This is a genomic window from Lacipirellulaceae bacterium, from assembly GCA_040218535.1.
Classification (GTDB): Bacteria; Planctomycetota; Planctomycetia; order Pirellulales; family Lacipirellulaceae; genus Adhaeretor.
Genome location: JAVJRG010000012.1, coordinates 1,469,589 through 1,485,013, shown reverse-complemented (window position 1 = coordinate 1,485,013; position 15,425 = coordinate 1,469,589). Strand labels below are relative to the sequence as shown.

The 15,425-nt window shown below is 54.9% G+C and carries 10 protein-coding genes and 1 tRNA gene; 5 read left to right on the top strand and 6 right to left on the bottom strand.

Annotation, left to right across the window (positions count from 1 at the left end; all coding sequences use genetic code 11):
- Nucleotides 1-26 precede the first annotated feature (26 nt).
- The gene (locus RIB44_19855; protein ID MEQ8618835.1) at nt 27-575 is read right to left on the bottom strand and encodes a transposase; all 549 of its coding nucleotides are present in this window, start codon (nt 573-575) and stop codon (nt 27-29) included.
- A gap of 1,358 nt (nt 576-1,933) precedes the next feature.
- On the opposite strand from RIB44_19855, the gene RIB44_19850 reads away from it, so the two are divergent.
- From RIB44_19850 to RIB44_19840, 3 genes are all read left to right on the top strand, one after another.
- Nucleotides 1,934-3,097 carry a Gfo/Idh/MocA family oxidoreductase gene (locus tag RIB44_19850; protein ID MEQ8618834.1) on the top strand — a complete coding sequence of 388 codons (1,164 nt, stop codon included), beginning with the start codon at nt 1,934-1,936 and terminating at the stop codon, nt 3,095-3,097.
- A gap of 143 nt (nt 3,098-3,240) precedes the next feature.
- Nucleotides 3,241-4,401, top strand: coding sequence for a transglutaminase domain-containing protein (locus tag RIB44_19845; protein MEQ8618833.1), 1,161 nt, complete (start codon nt 3,241-3,243; stop codon nt 4,399-4,401).
- 114 nt (nt 4,402-4,515) lie between these two features.
- Nucleotides 4,516-4,599: transfer RNA gene (locus tag RIB44_19840), tRNA-Leu, on the top strand.
- 83 nt (nt 4,600-4,682) lie between these two features.
- Here RIB44_19840 and RIB44_19835 read toward each other — a convergent pair.
- Nucleotides 4,683-5,828, bottom strand: a complete 1,146-nt coding sequence (locus tag RIB44_19835; GenBank protein MEQ8618832.1) for an ASPIC/UnbV domain-containing protein — start codon at nt 5,826-5,828, stop codon at nt 4,683-4,685.
- Nucleotides 5,829-5,849: 21 nt separating this feature from the next.
- Nucleotides 5,850-7,823, bottom strand: coding sequence for a VCBS repeat-containing protein (locus RIB44_19830; protein MEQ8618831.1), 1,974 nt, complete (start codon nt 7,821-7,823; stop codon nt 5,850-5,852).
- 186 nt (nt 7,824-8,009) lie between these two features.
- Here RIB44_19830 and RIB44_19825 point away from each other — a divergent pair, with 186 nt between their 5' ends.
- A complete protein-coding gene (locus RIB44_19825) occupies nt 8,010-8,522 on the top strand; it encodes a ferritin (protein MEQ8618830.1) in 513 nt (170 codons plus the stop codon).
- Between the two features lie 101 nt (nt 8,523-8,623).
- Here the strand turns inward: RIB44_19825 and gap are convergent, their stop codons facing one another.
- Nucleotides 8,624-9,643, bottom strand: a complete 1,020-nt coding sequence (gene gap / locus RIB44_19820) for a type I glyceraldehyde-3-phosphate dehydrogenase (protein MEQ8618829.1) — start codon at nt 9,641-9,643, stop codon at nt 8,624-8,626.
- 233 nt (nt 9,644-9,876) lie between these two features.
- Here gap and RIB44_19815 point away from each other — a divergent pair, with 233 nt between their 5' ends.
- Complete coding sequence (locus tag RIB44_19815; GenBank protein ID MEQ8618828.1) at nt 9,877-10,668, top strand: methyltransferase domain-containing protein; 792 nt, start codon at nt 9,877-9,879, stop codon at nt 10,666-10,668.
- A 134-nt stretch (nt 10,669-10,802) separates the two neighbouring features.
- On the opposite strand, the gene RIB44_19810 is transcribed toward RIB44_19815, so the two are convergent.
- Both RIB44_19810 and RIB44_19805 read right to left on the bottom strand, forming a co-directional pair.
- On the bottom strand, nt 10,803-12,197 hold the full coding sequence (locus tag RIB44_19810; protein ID MEQ8618827.1) for a DUF1501 domain-containing protein: 1,395 nt from the start codon (nt 12,195-12,197) through the stop codon (nt 10,803-10,805).
- 86 nt (nt 12,198-12,283) lie between these two features.
- Nucleotides 12,284-15,208 carry a PSD1 and planctomycete cytochrome C domain-containing protein gene (locus RIB44_19805; protein MEQ8618826.1) on the bottom strand — a complete coding sequence of 975 codons (2,925 nt, stop codon included), beginning with the start codon at nt 15,206-15,208 and terminating at the stop codon, nt 12,284-12,286.
- Nucleotides 15,209-15,425 lie beyond the last annotated feature (217 nt).

The window sequence follows — 15,425 nt, the reverse complement described above, 5'->3', positions numbered from 1 at the left end:
GTATTCTAACCACGCGGAGCGTGGTTTTACTGAAACCCCTCAACTCGATTCCAATACAAGTATTCCCCCACACCAAGCCCTGCCTTTTCCGGATTCTCGGCGATATATCTACGCAAGTAATGAAACTGCTCCTCACTGCGAATCAAATGATCAAAAGGCTCGCTTTGCCAGAACTTACCCTGGCGACCTAATCGTTGATTAACCTCTCTAGCAGAGTATTGCAGCCAACTCCTCGTCTGCTTCGCAAGTGATGTCCCTGACCGAAATTGCACGATCAAGTGCACGTGATTGGGCATAACCACTAAACAGTCAGTATCGTAGCGGTCTCCCTCGAAGTGCAACAATGTCTTTGCCACAAGCATCGAGAGTTCCGGCTGCCGCAAGACACAATCACCGTGACACTCGTCAAGCCGGTTCAGCCAACCTTGTCGCTTGAGCTTTCGATACTGCTTTCGAAGACGCAACGGAATCGCACTCTCCCATTCTGGCCGCTCAGCGATCGCAAGCTCGAAATCCTGCTGGGCAAGCCAAGTCCTAAGTTCCTTTTGCCAAGCATCCACAACTTGTTTGGGCATGGAGTCAGCAGTGCGGAAGGTAAGAAAAGTGGCTACGCCAGTTTGAAACCAATGCGGGAGATTCCTAGCCGATCTGTCTACTTCAGCTTGGGGATCAAAGGAATTGAACCGAACTAGTCGGGAATCTTCTTTAGCCATACCTGGAAAGTACTGAACCGGCTAACGCGGTGCAAATGTTTTCCGCAAATCCAACCACGCGGAGCGTGGTTTTACAGTACCTCCACGCTCCGCGTGGAACTGCACCAGGGAGTTGCTCAACAGCTCATCTTGTGAGTCACTCTTTGTTCAAATGGTTCAACCGCTCAGGATCCTGCTTCCAATGAAATCGATTGGTTGCGCTGGGACGGACTGGAAATTTTTCTGACTATTCAAGCGGAAAGGGAGCAGTTTTCGCGATAAGTTGTTTTAGTCGAATACGAACGTTGGTCGGCTTATCGCTCCAGATACCTCTTCGTAGATTTAATCAGTTTGAAGATCGAGAAGCCTAAGCAAGCGAGGCCGCAAAACCCAAACATCAAGAACTCCAGCAGGTCAGGATCAGATCCTAAACTTAAGCAGGAAAGGAACGCGAGGAGTCCAACCAAAGCTAGAAGGCCATAATTGATCCACGCATAGATGAGCATTAACAAAGTTGCTTCATCTTCCTGTAAGTCATCCTCAGATTCCCTTGCAATGATGTTTACTGCGGAGACTTGCTCAACAAGCTTGCTAGCCACTGGCTCATTCGCCTCAACTGCTTCGAATTGCTCGAGAGGCGTAGTGCAATTACTACATGAATACCCAGATCGATCATTGACTCGACCGCAACTTGAGCAAATGGGTAAGTCGCTAGCGTGAGGCATTGAGAGATGGGAAGGGAAAGGGATACGTCGCTTATTCGCCTGATTCGATTACTTTCTATTGGTCTCAATTGGGTATAGCAATACCGCCACTAACGCTAGCTTAATTGGCAAACTGAACTGGAACTTGGCTCTTGGCGGTGCAATTGCCTAACAGTGCACCGAAACTTCGAATAAGCGCTTCCCACAAGCTATTGGCCACCCACCCCGTTAAAATGGGTTCTCCGAGTTTGCTACCTCAAGTCGAGATGACCTCATAGCTCGCTTAGCTCCGCCGAGACCCTTGAGCAAAAGGCAACCCTAAGACCGACCAGAGAATACCCATAAGTCCAAAGCAGAAAACGCCTTATCGAGATTCGATGAGCGTTACAGAATCCGACTTTTGCACGCGCAAATCTAGGTATCGTGCAAAAGTCCGGTGAGGATCGGTCCGCAAGGCGGACCCTACGAAACGTGCCCTCCAATTGCTAAATTGCTTACTGCACTTGTACTCAAAAACTATTTTGGAGCCTCCCTTCGATGCCCGACAAGACGCTGAATGTTGCCCTGATTGGTTATAAATTTATGGGCCGTGCCCACAGTCAGGCTTGGGCCAAGGTCGGCAAGTTTTTTGACCTTGATGCGCAGCCGGTCATGAAAGTCGTCTGTGGTCGGAATGCGGAAGCCGTGGGAGAGTTTGCGGAGCGTTGGGGTTGGGAAACGTCTTCGACCGATTGGAAAGAGGCGGTCGCCCAGAGCGAGGTCGACTTGGTTGATGTGTCCACGCCGGGCGATACCCACTGTGCGATTGCCGTGGCGGCGGCTGAGGCGGGCAAGCATGTCTTCTGCGAAAAGCCGCTTGCCAACTCGCTGGACGAAAGCAAGCAGATGCTCGCCGCGGTCCGCAAAGCGGGCGTCAAGCACATGGTCAACTTCAACTACCGCCGATGCCCCGCAGTGACGCTCGCCAAGCAGATGATCGACGCGGGCGAGATTGGCGAGATTCGCCACGTGCGTTGCGTTTACTTGCAAGACTGGCTCGTCGATCCTGAGTTCCCCATGAACTGGCGCATGCGGAAAGAAGTTGCCGGTAGCGGCGCTCATGGCGACTTGGCGGCCCATTCGATCGACCTTGCTCGCTTCTTAGGCGGCGAAATCGACGAGGTCGTTGGCTTGCAGAAAACCTTCATTGAAGAACGTCCAGCGGAAGGCTCCTCGGCAGGGCTCACTGCCAGCGCAGGCCAAGGGATGGAGAAGGTAACCGTCGACGACGCGTCGTTGTTCCTCGCTAGGTTTGCTGGCGGAGCCGTCGGTTCATTCGAAGCCACGCGAATGGCACCAGGACGGAAGAACTACAACCGCATCGAAGTGAACGGCAGCAAGGGCACGCTCGTCTGGTGTTTCGAGGAGTTGAACGAATTGGAGTACTACTCAACGAGCGACCCAGGCACGCAACAGGGCTTCCGCAAGATTCTCGCCACCGAGGGAGATCACCCCTACGCCGGCAGTTGGTGGCCCCCCGGGCACATGCTGGGCTACGACCACAGCTTCACCAACGCGATTTACGACCTCACCCAGTGCGTGGCCAACGGTCAGGACTGCACCCCCGACTTCCAAGACGGAACCCAATGCGTGGCCGTGCTGGACGCCGTCAGTGACTCGGTCGCGTCGGGGAGTTGGAAGCAAGTCGAGCGAATCGAATAGCCTGGCAAGCAGGCAGACGCTCGCTTCAAGAGCCCAACCAAGCGGGCTAGCCTTCGCGTGAAGCAGCTAACAGTCGGTTCGGTTGCGCAGGTAGATAATGCCTGAACATCAGCCCGCCAACCGCAATCTTTCTGAGAAAATTGATGCGTTATCGTTTCGCTATTCTGCCATTGATCCTTTTCGCACTTACCTCAGTGCGAGCTTCGGCAGCTAATCAGGTGCACCAAGAGTCGCGATGGGAGGCTTTTTCGCCAACGGAAACCACGACAGCAACGTTAAGTGAGCCAATTGAGCATGAGATCGACTTTTCGGTCATCGTGACCCCGCCCTATCACTGCAAGGTGCTGAAGGTCTGGCTGCCGATTGCCCAAAGCGACGGTGTTCAGCAAGTCGGCGAAAGCCATTTCTCAACGCGCCCTATGCAGGTTGAACCAAAGATCGCAGCCGAGCCAACCTACGGCAACAAGTTCGCTTACTTTGAGTTCCACGAACCGAAAGGCGCGCAGATTATTCGACACCATTTTGCCGCGAGAGTTTCAAACGCTCACTGGCAGCTCGATCCCGAAAAAGTCCAGACGATTCAAAAGTGGCCTGCTGCGTTCAAGAACTATCTCGACCCCGAAGCAGTGAAGGATCAAACGGGCTACGATCAGTTGATTTCCGATCTTGGTTCGAAGTCTTCCCAGGCCAAGCCAGACCTGTTCGCGGCGATGAAGTGGGTTAACGACACGCTCGAATACGACCATGTTAACGCTTCGCTGACCGCTGACGTCGATCATGCCTTCTCAAAGCGTCGTGGTCATTGCAGCGACTATCACGGACTATGCGCAACGATGGGACGTTCACTCGGATACCCAACGCGAGTGACTTATGGATTGGCCCTGTTCCCGAAGAATTCTCCCTCGCACTGCAAACTGGAAGCCTACCTGCCGCCTTATGGTTGGGTGAGTTTTGATCTTTCCGAAACGCAAAAGCTGGTCAAACAAATTGGAGACGATGACAGCCTTACGGACGCTCAGAAAAAGCAACTCCTCGCTGCCGCCCAAAAGAGGCTGCGAACCGGCTTTCGCGAAAACAGTTGGCTGAAAATGACCCACGGCGTTGGTTACAATTTAGCTCCTCCCGCGAATGAAAAAGTCCGCCTCGTACGGACTGCCTACGTCGAGGCCGACGGCGTTGCTGTTGCTGAGCCCGACCCGGGAAGTAGCGAGCAGAAAGCGTTCACCTGGATGACTGCTCACAAGTACAAGAGCGACAAGCCGTCGAAGTCGCCCTTCAAGAATTACGAGTCGCTTCGGGAATAACCAACCTAGCCCGCAGGCTAATTGCCGGGCTCTGCCTTGACGACCAGCCTTACCTGAGTAGACTCTTAAGTTCACTCGCACGGCGTTATCCTCAGCCGTGCTGGAGGTACAGTTGGGCTCGTGGCGGAATTGGCAGACGCGCATGCTTGAGGGGCATGTGCCCGCAAGGGCGTGCTGGTTCGACTCCAGTCGGGCCCACTGATATTGCAGCAGGGAGTCGCGCGAAAGCGCGACTCCCTGTTTTTTTTGAAAGAGCTTGGCCAGGCAGCGGACCAGCCCCGTCAGTCGGAAAGCTGGCGGGCAATGTCGGATACCGTTGGGGTACCCCCGATCACCTCCACAACTTGGCCATCCCCTGTGGTGATAATGGTCGCAGGAATGACATCTTTGCCAAGATATCTGTTGACGATGGCCTGGAACTTCTTCCGCGATGCAACTTCCCAATCGGCAGTTAGCTCATAAGCTGGTTTCGTATCTGCGATGAATCGATCGAGCTTTTGCTTGTCATCTTCTTCATCAATCGGAACACCGACCATCTTGAGCTGCTCGTCGTCAAAACGAGAACGTAAAGCGGCTAGCTCGGGCATGTGGGTACGGCAAGCAACGCACCAGGTCGCCATTGAGGTGTACATGCAAAGTTGTGATGCTGGCGACTCTTCTTGAGAGAACTCTAAGCCTTTGTATTTTCGAGAACCTGTCTCCGCGAGCAGGACATCGCTGCTACCAATCAAGTAGCGGCTTCGTTCGATCCCTGACGCGTCCTTCGTTTCGGCCTTGTTCTCGTAAACGGTAATCAGTTCCCCGGCAGCGACTTGGCCAACTTTCTGGATTACTCCACTCGGCCACTTCAACTCAATGCCTTTAACGGAATCATACTGTCCAATCCCAATGAACATGATGTTTGAGTTCTGTGCTGCAAACCCCTCGCCACATCGGTGCTCTCTCGTCAGCGTCTTGTCTGGCAATTCAACGACGATTCTCACCCCGTAGCCATCGCGACAACTGAATTCCTCACTAGGACGAGCAGACTGGTTACCTCCGACGAATCGCACGGCGACGACATGGCCGCCTTGCGCGCCGTCACTTTCCCTCGAACCGAGGAGGTTACGATATAAATGCAAAATGGGGGTATTCGTATTCGCCAGCAAGATATCCTGCCAACCATCACGATCAAAATCCCACACGGCAAACGATCGGCCATCGTTGATGGAATCCACGCCTGATATGCCAGAAATGTCCGAAAAGGAACTGCCACCTTCATTCAGAAAGAGATGATTGCGTTCCTTGCCGCTTAGCGACATTCTCACGCGTTCTTGATCTGGCAAGGAAAACCGGAGGACCTTCGCGTCTGTGCGTCCTGTCTCGGGATCGCGCACCCAGTCTTTCGATCGTCGTAGGGAACGATCTAGCTTCTCGTCGGAACGCACGACCGTGCGCCAGAAGTTACTTCACAAATCCATGTCGACGGCAATATCGGCGGGCGCGGTATAGAATCCGCTAGCCGCGTAGATATCTTGGTAGCCATCGTTATTGAAGTCGAGGAACTGCCCTCCCCAAGACCATCCGGCTTTTTCAACCTGCAAGTCGGTTTTCTCTGGCCCAGAGACTCGCTTAAACTTCTGATCCTCGTACCGATAGAGAAAATTACCCGCAGCCATGTCGCGAAACCTTGAGTCGATTCCATCGACGCGACTAGTGATGCGTTGTCCTGCCTTGCTAAACATATTGGAAACGTAAAGGTCAAACTGCCCATTATTGTCGTAATCACCCCACGACACTCCCATCCCGAAACCCATCGCGTCGAGACCGGCTTCCTGGGTGATGTCGGTGAAGCCTTTGCTCCCATCATTTCGGAGGAAGTTGTCCGGGCCGTAGTCGTTTGAGACGTAGAGGTCAGGATCACCGTCGGAGTCGAAATCCGACCAAGTCGCCTGAAACGACTTCCGCCAAAGCTGTATCTGGTCGTTTTCCTTGGCCAACTCGAACTTTCCGTCCCCAACATTCGTGAGCAACATGTTCGGAGGCCCGGGGCGACCCAAATAGAGATGAGTCTTGCTGATTCGCCGCTTGAATTCTTCGATTTCAGAACCTGAGAGATATTGCTTGGCCCAGATCGGCAAACCGCTCTTCATGAACTGGTGCATGTTCTCCAGCGGACTATATGTCGAGAGATAGACGTCCAGCAGTCCGTCGCCGTTGTAATCGGCGGCGGAAATCGAAGAGATCATGTAGGGAAGATCCGTGGCAATGAGCTCGCTGGAACCCTCAACGAACGAGCCCTGATCATTCACGTAGTATTGCCCACGATGACGCGGGCGTCCCAAGAATAAATCGGGGTCACCATCATTATCGAAGTCAGCGAAGATTGCGGAGGACGAATTCCCGGTAGCATCCAGTCCATACTCGGCTGCGACCTCTTCGAAGGTTCCGTCGCCCCGATTCCGAAACAGCAGATTCTGCCCGTGTTGCATGGCGATGAACGCGTCGTCCAAACCATCTTGGTCGATATCCACCACAGCGACACCAGGATGTTCGAGCGTCACTTCCGCGAAAAAGAACGGATAATTGTCACCCTCAGAGCGATCGATTTGCTTCCCTTGCAGCAGGTCCGACGTCATCTTCTCGTGCTGCGAGAACGTCGCTCGCTCGTAACTTGAATCCTCCGGCAATGCAGGGCTCAGCACATCGGCAAACAAGGGACTCTCTGATTCGATCGTCTTGAACGAATCGGTTTTCCAGGAACTGATCTGCCAACGCGATTCTTCTTTTAGTGAATCGTTGCGTGTCCAGATCAGTTTCAGTTTCGCACTCCAAGAAGATCTGCGATCGTCACGGTATTGCACCAACCCTGAAGAGCCGACCACCGCATGAAACTCATCTGGCTTTCCCTCGGCGAACGCCCCTTTGATGAAATAGAACTTGCCGTTTTCCAGATACTTCGCCCTCTCAAAAAGTCTGTTCCAAAGCGTCAAGTTTTCGCGTGAGGAACGTTCTTTGTCAGTACTAAGGTTCCAAGTTCGCGTCACAAGTCCGTTCGGCAGAGCCTTGTCCTTTGCAGGACTCTCCAGGCGGCCGACGATTTCTACCTGATCTGAGAAGAGCGCGTCTGCCGAGTCATCCGGCAGTTGCAAGTTAAACAAGCTTCTTGCTAGCGGACGGATCTTCGGTGTCAGTTCGAGGATAAGCTCTTCCGAACTAACGATACCCCGCACCGTCGACTCGCTCTCGCGCTGCGAACTGCCGACAGCATCTAGCTTGCTATTCAGATCTTCCTTCATTTGCCGCATCGCCTGCTGCCGATTCATTCTGTTAAGAATCGGCACAGCAGCGATCGCTGCCACCACGAGCAAAAATACCAGGGTAAGCAAAATTACTTTTGGCTTCGCAGTGGAGGCCGTCGCGTTGTTGGTGGCTTTCTTCACACTCAAATAATAGCATTAAAGCGGCTTCTCCTCTATTGAGATTGAGGCTCGAATTCGTCAGTGGACCGCGGTCCGATTCTTTTTCTCAAACTCGTGCAAGTCACCGTGGACTTTACGCTCTTGATGCGGTACTTATGCAGTTGAGTAAAACCTTTCCACCGCAATACCCCTTCAGAGACAATCGATATGCTCAGCCCTGTCGTTCAAGAAGCGATCAACAAGCAGATTAACAACGAGCTCTTCTCCTCCTACAGCTACCTTTCGATGGCTGCCTGGTGCGAGTATGAGCAATTCGTTGGATGCGGCCATTGGCTCCGCTTGCAAAGCCAGGAAGAGAACGCCCATGCCATGCGGCTTTATGATTTCCTCCGCATGCGAAACGGGCGAGTCCAGCTCTACCCCATCGAGGCTCCAGAGCACAACTACGAATCCATTGTCGATGTTTTCGAGAATGCTCTCGCCCAAGAAGAAAAAGTGACCGCACAGATCGACGCGCTGTACGAACTGGCTTTCAAAGAGAAAGCATTTGCCGCTCTTGTCGAGATGGAATGGTTCATTACTGAGCAAGTCGAAGAAGAGAAAACCACCCGCGAAGTTCTTCACAAATTAAAGCTCGTGAAAGACGATCCGGCCTCGCTCATCGACATTGATCGAGAAATGGGCGAACGTTCCGGCGAAGGCGGAGGCGACGAAGGCTAGGCGAATTGAGCCACGTTGATTCCACTGCGTTGAACCAATAAAAAAGGCCGCGTTCTCACTACGAGAGCGCGGCCTTTCTGTTGTTACTGAATCGCTTGTTCTTAGAACTGAGCAATGCGTGCAATCAAGTCGGCGGTGCGGCTGCTGTAGCCCCACTCGTTGTCGTACCAGCTCACGACCTTCAGCATGTTGCCGTCCATCACCTGCGTGAAGTCGGCAGCGAAGATCGAGCTGTGCGGATCGCCCACGATGTCTGTCGAAACGATCGGGTCTTCGGTGTATTTGAGAACGCCCTTGAGCGGCCCTTCAGCAGCGGCCTTGATGGCACTATTCACGTCAGCTTCGCTGACACTCTTGCCGAGGTTCACGGTCAGGTCAACGACACTGCCGGTCACCACAGGCACGCGGAGTGCGATACCCGTAAGCTTGCCTTGCAGCTCAGGAATAACCAAGCCGACGGCCTTCGCGGCACCAGTGCTGGTGGGGATGATGTTCATCGCCGCGGCACGGGCACGATAAGGATCCTTGTGTGGCTGATCCTGAGTCGGCTGATCGTTCGTGTAGGCGTGAACGGTCGTCATCAAACCCTTCTCGATGCCAAAGTTCTCGTGCAGCACCTTGGCGACAGGGGCCAAGCAGTTGGTAGTGCAGCTTGCATTGCTGATGCACTTGAGATCGGCAGTAAGCTTGTCGTCGTTGACGCCAAGCACACAGGTCAGGTCGGCACCATCTTTGGCGGGAGCACTCAGCACAACTCGCTTGGCACCCGCTTCGAGGTGCGAGTCGTAACCAGGCTTGCCGTCAGCGGCACGACCTGTGAAGATGCCTGTGCTTTCGACAACCACGTCGACACCCATGTCACCCCAAGGGAGCTCCGCGGGGTTGCGAACGGCCATCGCGGCGATCTTCTTGCCGTTGACGGTGAGGCTTTCATCGTCGTGACTGACCTCGCCATCAAAACGTCCGTGGGTGCTGTCGTACTTCAGCAGATGAGCAAGCATCTTGTTGTCGGTCAGGTCGTTGATGCCGACGACCTCAAACTCACTGGAACGCTGCATCAAATTGCGGAAGGTCAGGCGGCCAATACGACCGAAACCGTTAATAGCGACTTTAATTGCCACGGGGTTTTCTCCTTAGATGTTGGTTTGCGACGCTTTCCTGGGGAAAGCTGCCCGGAAGAACCGAGCTCGGGTAGGTATTGCCAACCGGTGAGGTTGGCGTCGGCAACAGGATTCGATCGCCCCTGCCGCCGCTAGCGGGCTAAAACCGAATCGGCGATTATAGCCCCATTCTGTGACACCAACTAGGGGCCGCTCGCAGCTTAGCCCCGGCTAAGCCGCGAGCGGAAAACAGCGTGAACTCCCGAGAAAAACCCACCTGGAAGCTCCCACCCGGCGTCTCGCGAGGAACTTGGGACTACGTCCACAGCGAGTCAATCGCCACCGAGTACGACCACTACTTCTCCCACAATACACTGTTCGACTTTGATGGCCAAATCCTCAGAGAATCGTTCCAAGGACCAAGCCTAGTGGCCGACCTGGGTTGCGGCACAGGGCGGGCGCTCATCCCGCTGATAGAAGCAGGGCATCGTGGACTCGCCGTGGATCTCTCACTGCCGATGCTCGCAGAAGTTCGTGCGAAGAGTCAACAGGGAGACCTTCGGATCGATTGCCTCCAAGCAAATCTCGTCGAGCTTGATTGCCTCGCCGACGAATCGGTCGACAACGCGATGTGCATGTTCAGCACCTTAGGAATGATTCGCGGTCGCAACAGCCGTCGGCAATTCCTTTCTCATGCTCGTCGCATATTAAAGCCCGACGGGCGTTTCGTACTGCATGTCCACAACTATTGGTACAACCTCCGCGACCCCGGCGGACCTTGGTGGTTGCTAAAGAACCTAGTGACGGCTCCATTCCAAAAGGAACTTGAGTTAGGTGATAAGTGGTTCCCCTATCGCGGACTGCCCAGCATGTTCCTCCACGTGTTCCGCTGGAGAGAGTTAGCCCGAGACCTACGCGTCGCTGGGTTTGAGATCGAACGCTGTGTACCGCTCGACGCCACGCGACGCCATACGCTGAAATGGCCCTGGCTGTTGGGAACACTGCGGACGAATGGCTGGATTGTCGTTTGCCGCAAGGGGAACTAACTGGGAGTGATGTGAGATAGAGAGTGAGGGTGGCTGGGGACAGCTGGAGGCTGCCCCCAGTGCCTAAAAAACTGGGGGCTCGCTCCACTCGTCCCCAGCCACCCTTAACAGAAAACCATTTTTGAAACAAAGTATTAAGCAATCAGCGGGTGGACGACGTGGCCCTTCACATCCGTCAAACGCATGTCGCGACCGCCGAAGCGGAAGGTCGAGCGTGTATGATCGACGCCCATCAAGTGCAACATCGTGGCATGAAGGTCGTGGATCTCAAGACGGTTCTCGATGGCCTTGTAGCCCCACTCGTCGGTAGCGCCGTAGATCGTTCCTGGCTTCACTCCGCCCCCAGCCATCCAGACGGTAAAGCCGTACTGGTTGTGGTCGCGTCCGTTCTTCCCTTGGGCGAAGGGTGTCCTGCCGAATTCGCCCGCCCAGACGACGAGTGTTTCATCAAGCAGGCCTCGCTGCCGAAGGTCTTTCAACAGGGCTGCGATCGGCTGGTCAACAGCCAGCGCGTTGTTCTCATGCCCCTTCTTCAAGTCACTGTGTTGGTCCCAGCGATCCCCGCCGGTGTTGGGACAGGTGAGCTCGATAAAGCGAACGCCTCGTTCGATCATTCGACGGGCTAGAAGACACTGCGCACCGTACGTTTTCGTATGCTCGTACTTCGAGTCCAGGCCGTACATCCGTCGGATGTGTGCTGGCTCGTCACTGATCGACATGATCTCGGGAACGGCTATTTGCATCGAGCAGGCAAGCTCGTAGTTGCGGATGGCTGACTCGAGACTGTCGTGCTGGCCAAATTGCTCCGCTACCAAGTTGTCTAAGCTGCTGACTAGGGAGAGCTTGTCACGCTGCCTCAAGTCTGATGGTTCGGTTCGCTGGACGTTGGCGACTCCCGTGCCTGTTGGCTTGAAGACCGAGCCCTGATAGCTCGCCGGGAGAAAACCACTTCCAAAACAGTCCACGCCACCCGGGGGAATCAGGCCGCCATTGATGACGACAAAACCCGGGAGGTCTTGGCACTCGCTTCCGAGGCCGTAGTTCACCCAAGCCCCCATGCTGGGCCGACCCTGCAATCCGCTCCCAGTATGGAGAAAGTAGTTCGCAAATGTGTGCTCAGGAAACTCTGAAACCATCGAGCGGACCACCGCAAGTTCATCAGCACAGGTGGCAACATGGGGGAAAAGGTCGCTGACAGGGATGCCCGACTCGCCGTATTGCTTGAACTTCCAAGGGCTCGCCAGCACGTTGCCATTGTTGTTGAATTGCGTCGGCTTTACGTCGAACAACGCTCCGGGATCTTGCCCATCGTACTTGGCCAACAACGGCTTGGGGTCGAAGGTATCGATCTGAGATGGTCCGCCATCCATGTACAGAAAGATGACGTTCTTCGCCCGAACCGGATGATGGGGACCATGCCCAGCCGTCCCTTGCTTCACCGATGTCGCTGAGGCGCTGCTGAATGCTTGATCGCATTGCAACGCCGCCAGCGCTACGGCTCCAAACCCGCTGCCGCAGCGGCGCAACATCTGACGACGCGACATTCCGTCGAGTTGGGGCGCGGGTTGGTAGCGTTGGCAAGGAAAGCGGTTGGACATGTTCTGTAAGTGCACTGTCATGGGAGAAAGATGAACTCTTTTGTATTCACGAGTGCGTGCGCGAAGTCGGCCCAAATCTCTTGGCTGTCGAGATTCGCATCGTGCTCGACGGCTTGGGACTGCAAATACTCTCTCGCAATCTGCTGTTCGCGCTCCGTCGGCAGTCTCGCGAAGGCCGCTTGGTACATCCCGTCAATGCGTCCTTCGAGGGTAGGGTGCGTGCGAAGGGCTCGCTTCGCCCATTGTCCCGACAATTCCACTACGAGTGGATTGTTCATCAGAATCAACGCTTGCGCAGGAACATTTGAGACGTTTCGACGGCCCATGGTGCTGAACGGAGCCGGCGTGTCGAACGCGAGCATCGTTGGGGAGAGGAAGTTCCGCCTTACCGCCAAATAAATGGAACGTCGTCCCGCTCCATCACGTGGCCCGCTCTTCTTGGGGCGACCGCGGCCGCCCATGAAAGAAGTGAGATGAACCGGAACAGGTTCGCCGAACTGCTTCGTATCAAGGCGCCCTGAAATCGCAAGCAGAGCGTCTCGAATTACTTCACCTTCGAGCCGCTTCGGTGGACGATGATGCCAAGTGAGGTTCTTTGGGTCAGCGGCGACTGCGTCAGGTTGTATGTGACTCGACATTTGGTAGGTTCGCGACAAGACGATGTAACGGATAAGCTGCTTGATGCTCTGGTCTTGCTCAACAAACTTCGTGGCGAGATGGTCGAGCAGCTCGGGGTGCGTAGGCTTCTGTCCGAGAACACCAAAATCGTCGGTCGTCGGAACAATGCCGCGGCCCATGAGGTAGTGCCAAACACGGTTGGCGATGACGCGTGTCGTCAAAGGGTTTTCGGGATCCGTGATCTGCTTTGCCAATTCCAGTCGGCCACTACCTGTACCAATGGAAAGCGGTTGCCCTCCGGAAATTGCCGTCAGAAAGCGCCGTGGCACAAGGTTTCCTGGCTTCGAGGAATTGCCGCGAATCAGCAGATGGTCGTCTTCCCCCGTGCCATCCGCCATGGTCATCGCCAAGTGCGAACGCTGCATGACCTGCGATTGCAGTTTGGCTCGCTCTGCGGCCCAGATGTGCGCGATTTCTTCAGCCTCCTTCGCCAGATGCTGCCTGGCAGCTTCCGAATATCGCTTCATCAATCGCCGAATGATTTCCTCGCGAGCATTCAACTGCTGGCGGACCGCCTGCGTGGCTCCTTGGATCACAAGCATCACTTCAAGGGTGCTATCCTTTTCAGGAGTGAATTCCAGGTGCAGTCGGTGACCGACGTAGCGAGAGAGGTCCAGATCAACCCATCTGGAGCCCTTCGAAATCTTCTTGATGGTCTCGCCATGTAAAGGGCCGTTGATCATTCGATGAGAGTCGACGCAGGCGAACACGTGTCCGCTGCCTTTCACGCGACATGTAATCTGGCCGTCGGTCAGCCTGAACGTGGGCGTTCGCAAAGTCCTCCCGCTTTGCGGCAACACGAGCCGCCCCAAGTGGCTTAAGGCTTTGCCGCTGTGTGACACAAGCCCATTCCAGAATGAGTCGCTCACCGCAGCGTCGGACATTGCAAATTGAATAGCAGGTCGGTCTTCTAAATCCGCTAAGTAAGCATCGCCCAAGCGCCGTGGCTGCTTGCCGAAGATGTAGTCGTCTTGGCGATATTCTTCGCTAGCAAGGTTGCTGTAGTCGACAACCACGGTTTCGACAGCTTCTCCACTGAGCGGCTCAGCAACGGGAAGGGTGAGACCCGCTGATGCCAGCTTCTTCGCGATCAGAGATTTGTACCTTGCATCCAACTCCTCCAACTTCGCGGCGACCTTGCCATTCTGCTCGTGAGACTCAAAACGCACTTGCCGATAGTCGCTGCTCTGTAAAAAACCCGACAGTGCGTAATAATCCTCTGACGAGATGGCGTCGAACTTGTGGTCGTGGCACCGTGCGCATGACACCGTCACCCCAAGAAAGGTTTTCGACATCACATCGATCATGTTGTCAAAGCGATCCGTCTCATCTTTGCGAATGTCCACGGGTGAGTGGACCCACTCACCGAGAAACCAAAAGCCAGTGCCAAGAATCGATTCATTGAACCCTTTCTCGGGATGCAGCCGCGGCTCCCCGAGCAAGTCCCCGGCGATGTGCTCGTGAACAAGCTGGTCATACGGCACGTCGGCGTTCAGTGCACGAATGATGTAATCACGGTACTGAAAGGCATTTGGCGCATCGTGGTCGAACTCGTGGCCACGCGATTCCGCGTAACGAACGAGATCGAGCCAATGCCGCCCCCAGCGTTCGCCAAAGTGTGGCGAAGCGAGCAATTCATCGACAAGCCTCTCAACCGCCTGCGGCGAACGATCGTTGAGAAACTTCTCCGCTTGCTCAGGAGTCGGCGGCAATCCAATCAGGTCGAAATACAATCGCCGCAAGAGTGCCGATCGCTTTGCATCGACTGCGGGTGTGAGCCCTTCGCTTTCAAGTCGCGAAAGGATGAATTGATCGATCTCTTTGCGCGGCCAGTCTTGTTGTTCAACCTCAGGGCCCGACGGCTTTCGCACTGGCTGCCAGCACCAATGTTCCGACCTTCTCTTCTGCAAATCGAACTCGGGCTTCAGGGCACTTGCCGTTGGAGCGTCTTCCTCGGGCCACGGTGCCCCCATGTTGACCCATTGCTCAAGCGTTTGAATATCGCTCTCGGGCAACTTGCCGCTGGGTGGCATCTCGTAGGTTTCGTAGCGAACCGCTTCGATCAGCAGACTCTCATCGGCATTGCCGGGAACGATCGACGCCCCGGAGTCGCCCCCTGTGAGCAAACTAGCGCGACTATCAACGAGCAGTCCCGCTTGCAACTTTTCAGCATTGACGCTGTGGCAGGAGTAGCAATGCTCCGCGAGGATGGGGCGAACTTTCTTCTCGAAGAATTCGAGTGCGTCGTTCGCGCGAACGGTCACGGCACTAAACGAAAATGCGACCGCAACGATAGCTAGCTTTGACCCCACGAAAGCGCCCACATGGGCGCATCGCCTAGCGAACTCGGGAGGGACTGGCCTCATGGGCTGCACGACTCGCAAGCAGAGGTAGGCGGGGAAGGCGGGATTAATACAGTCTAGCTGTCACAACGTATTACAGCAAAAAACGCCCGAAATTCATGGACGAATCCAGGATCGC

Excerpts from the sequence above, each read along its gene's own strand:
- RIB44_19855 (MEQ8618835.1), bottom strand. The coding sequence starts at position 575 with ATGCCCAAACAAGTTGTGGATGCTTGGCAAAAGGAACTTAGGACTTGG.
- RIB44_19850 (MEQ8618834.1), top strand. The coding sequence starts at position 1,934 with ATGCCCGACAAGACGCTGAATGTTGCCCTGATTGGTTATAAATTTATG.
- RIB44_19845 (MEQ8618833.1), top strand. The coding sequence starts at position 3,241 with ATGCGTTATCGTTTCGCTATTCTGCCATTGATCCTTTTCGCACTTACC.
- RIB44_19825 (MEQ8618830.1), top strand. The coding sequence starts at position 8,010 with ATGCTCAGCCCTGTCGTTCAAGAAGCGATCAACAAGCAGATTAACAAC.
- RIB44_19810 (MEQ8618827.1), bottom strand. The coding sequence starts at position 12,197 with ATGTTGCGCCGCTGCGGCAGCGGGTTTGGAGCCGTAGCGCTGGCGGCG.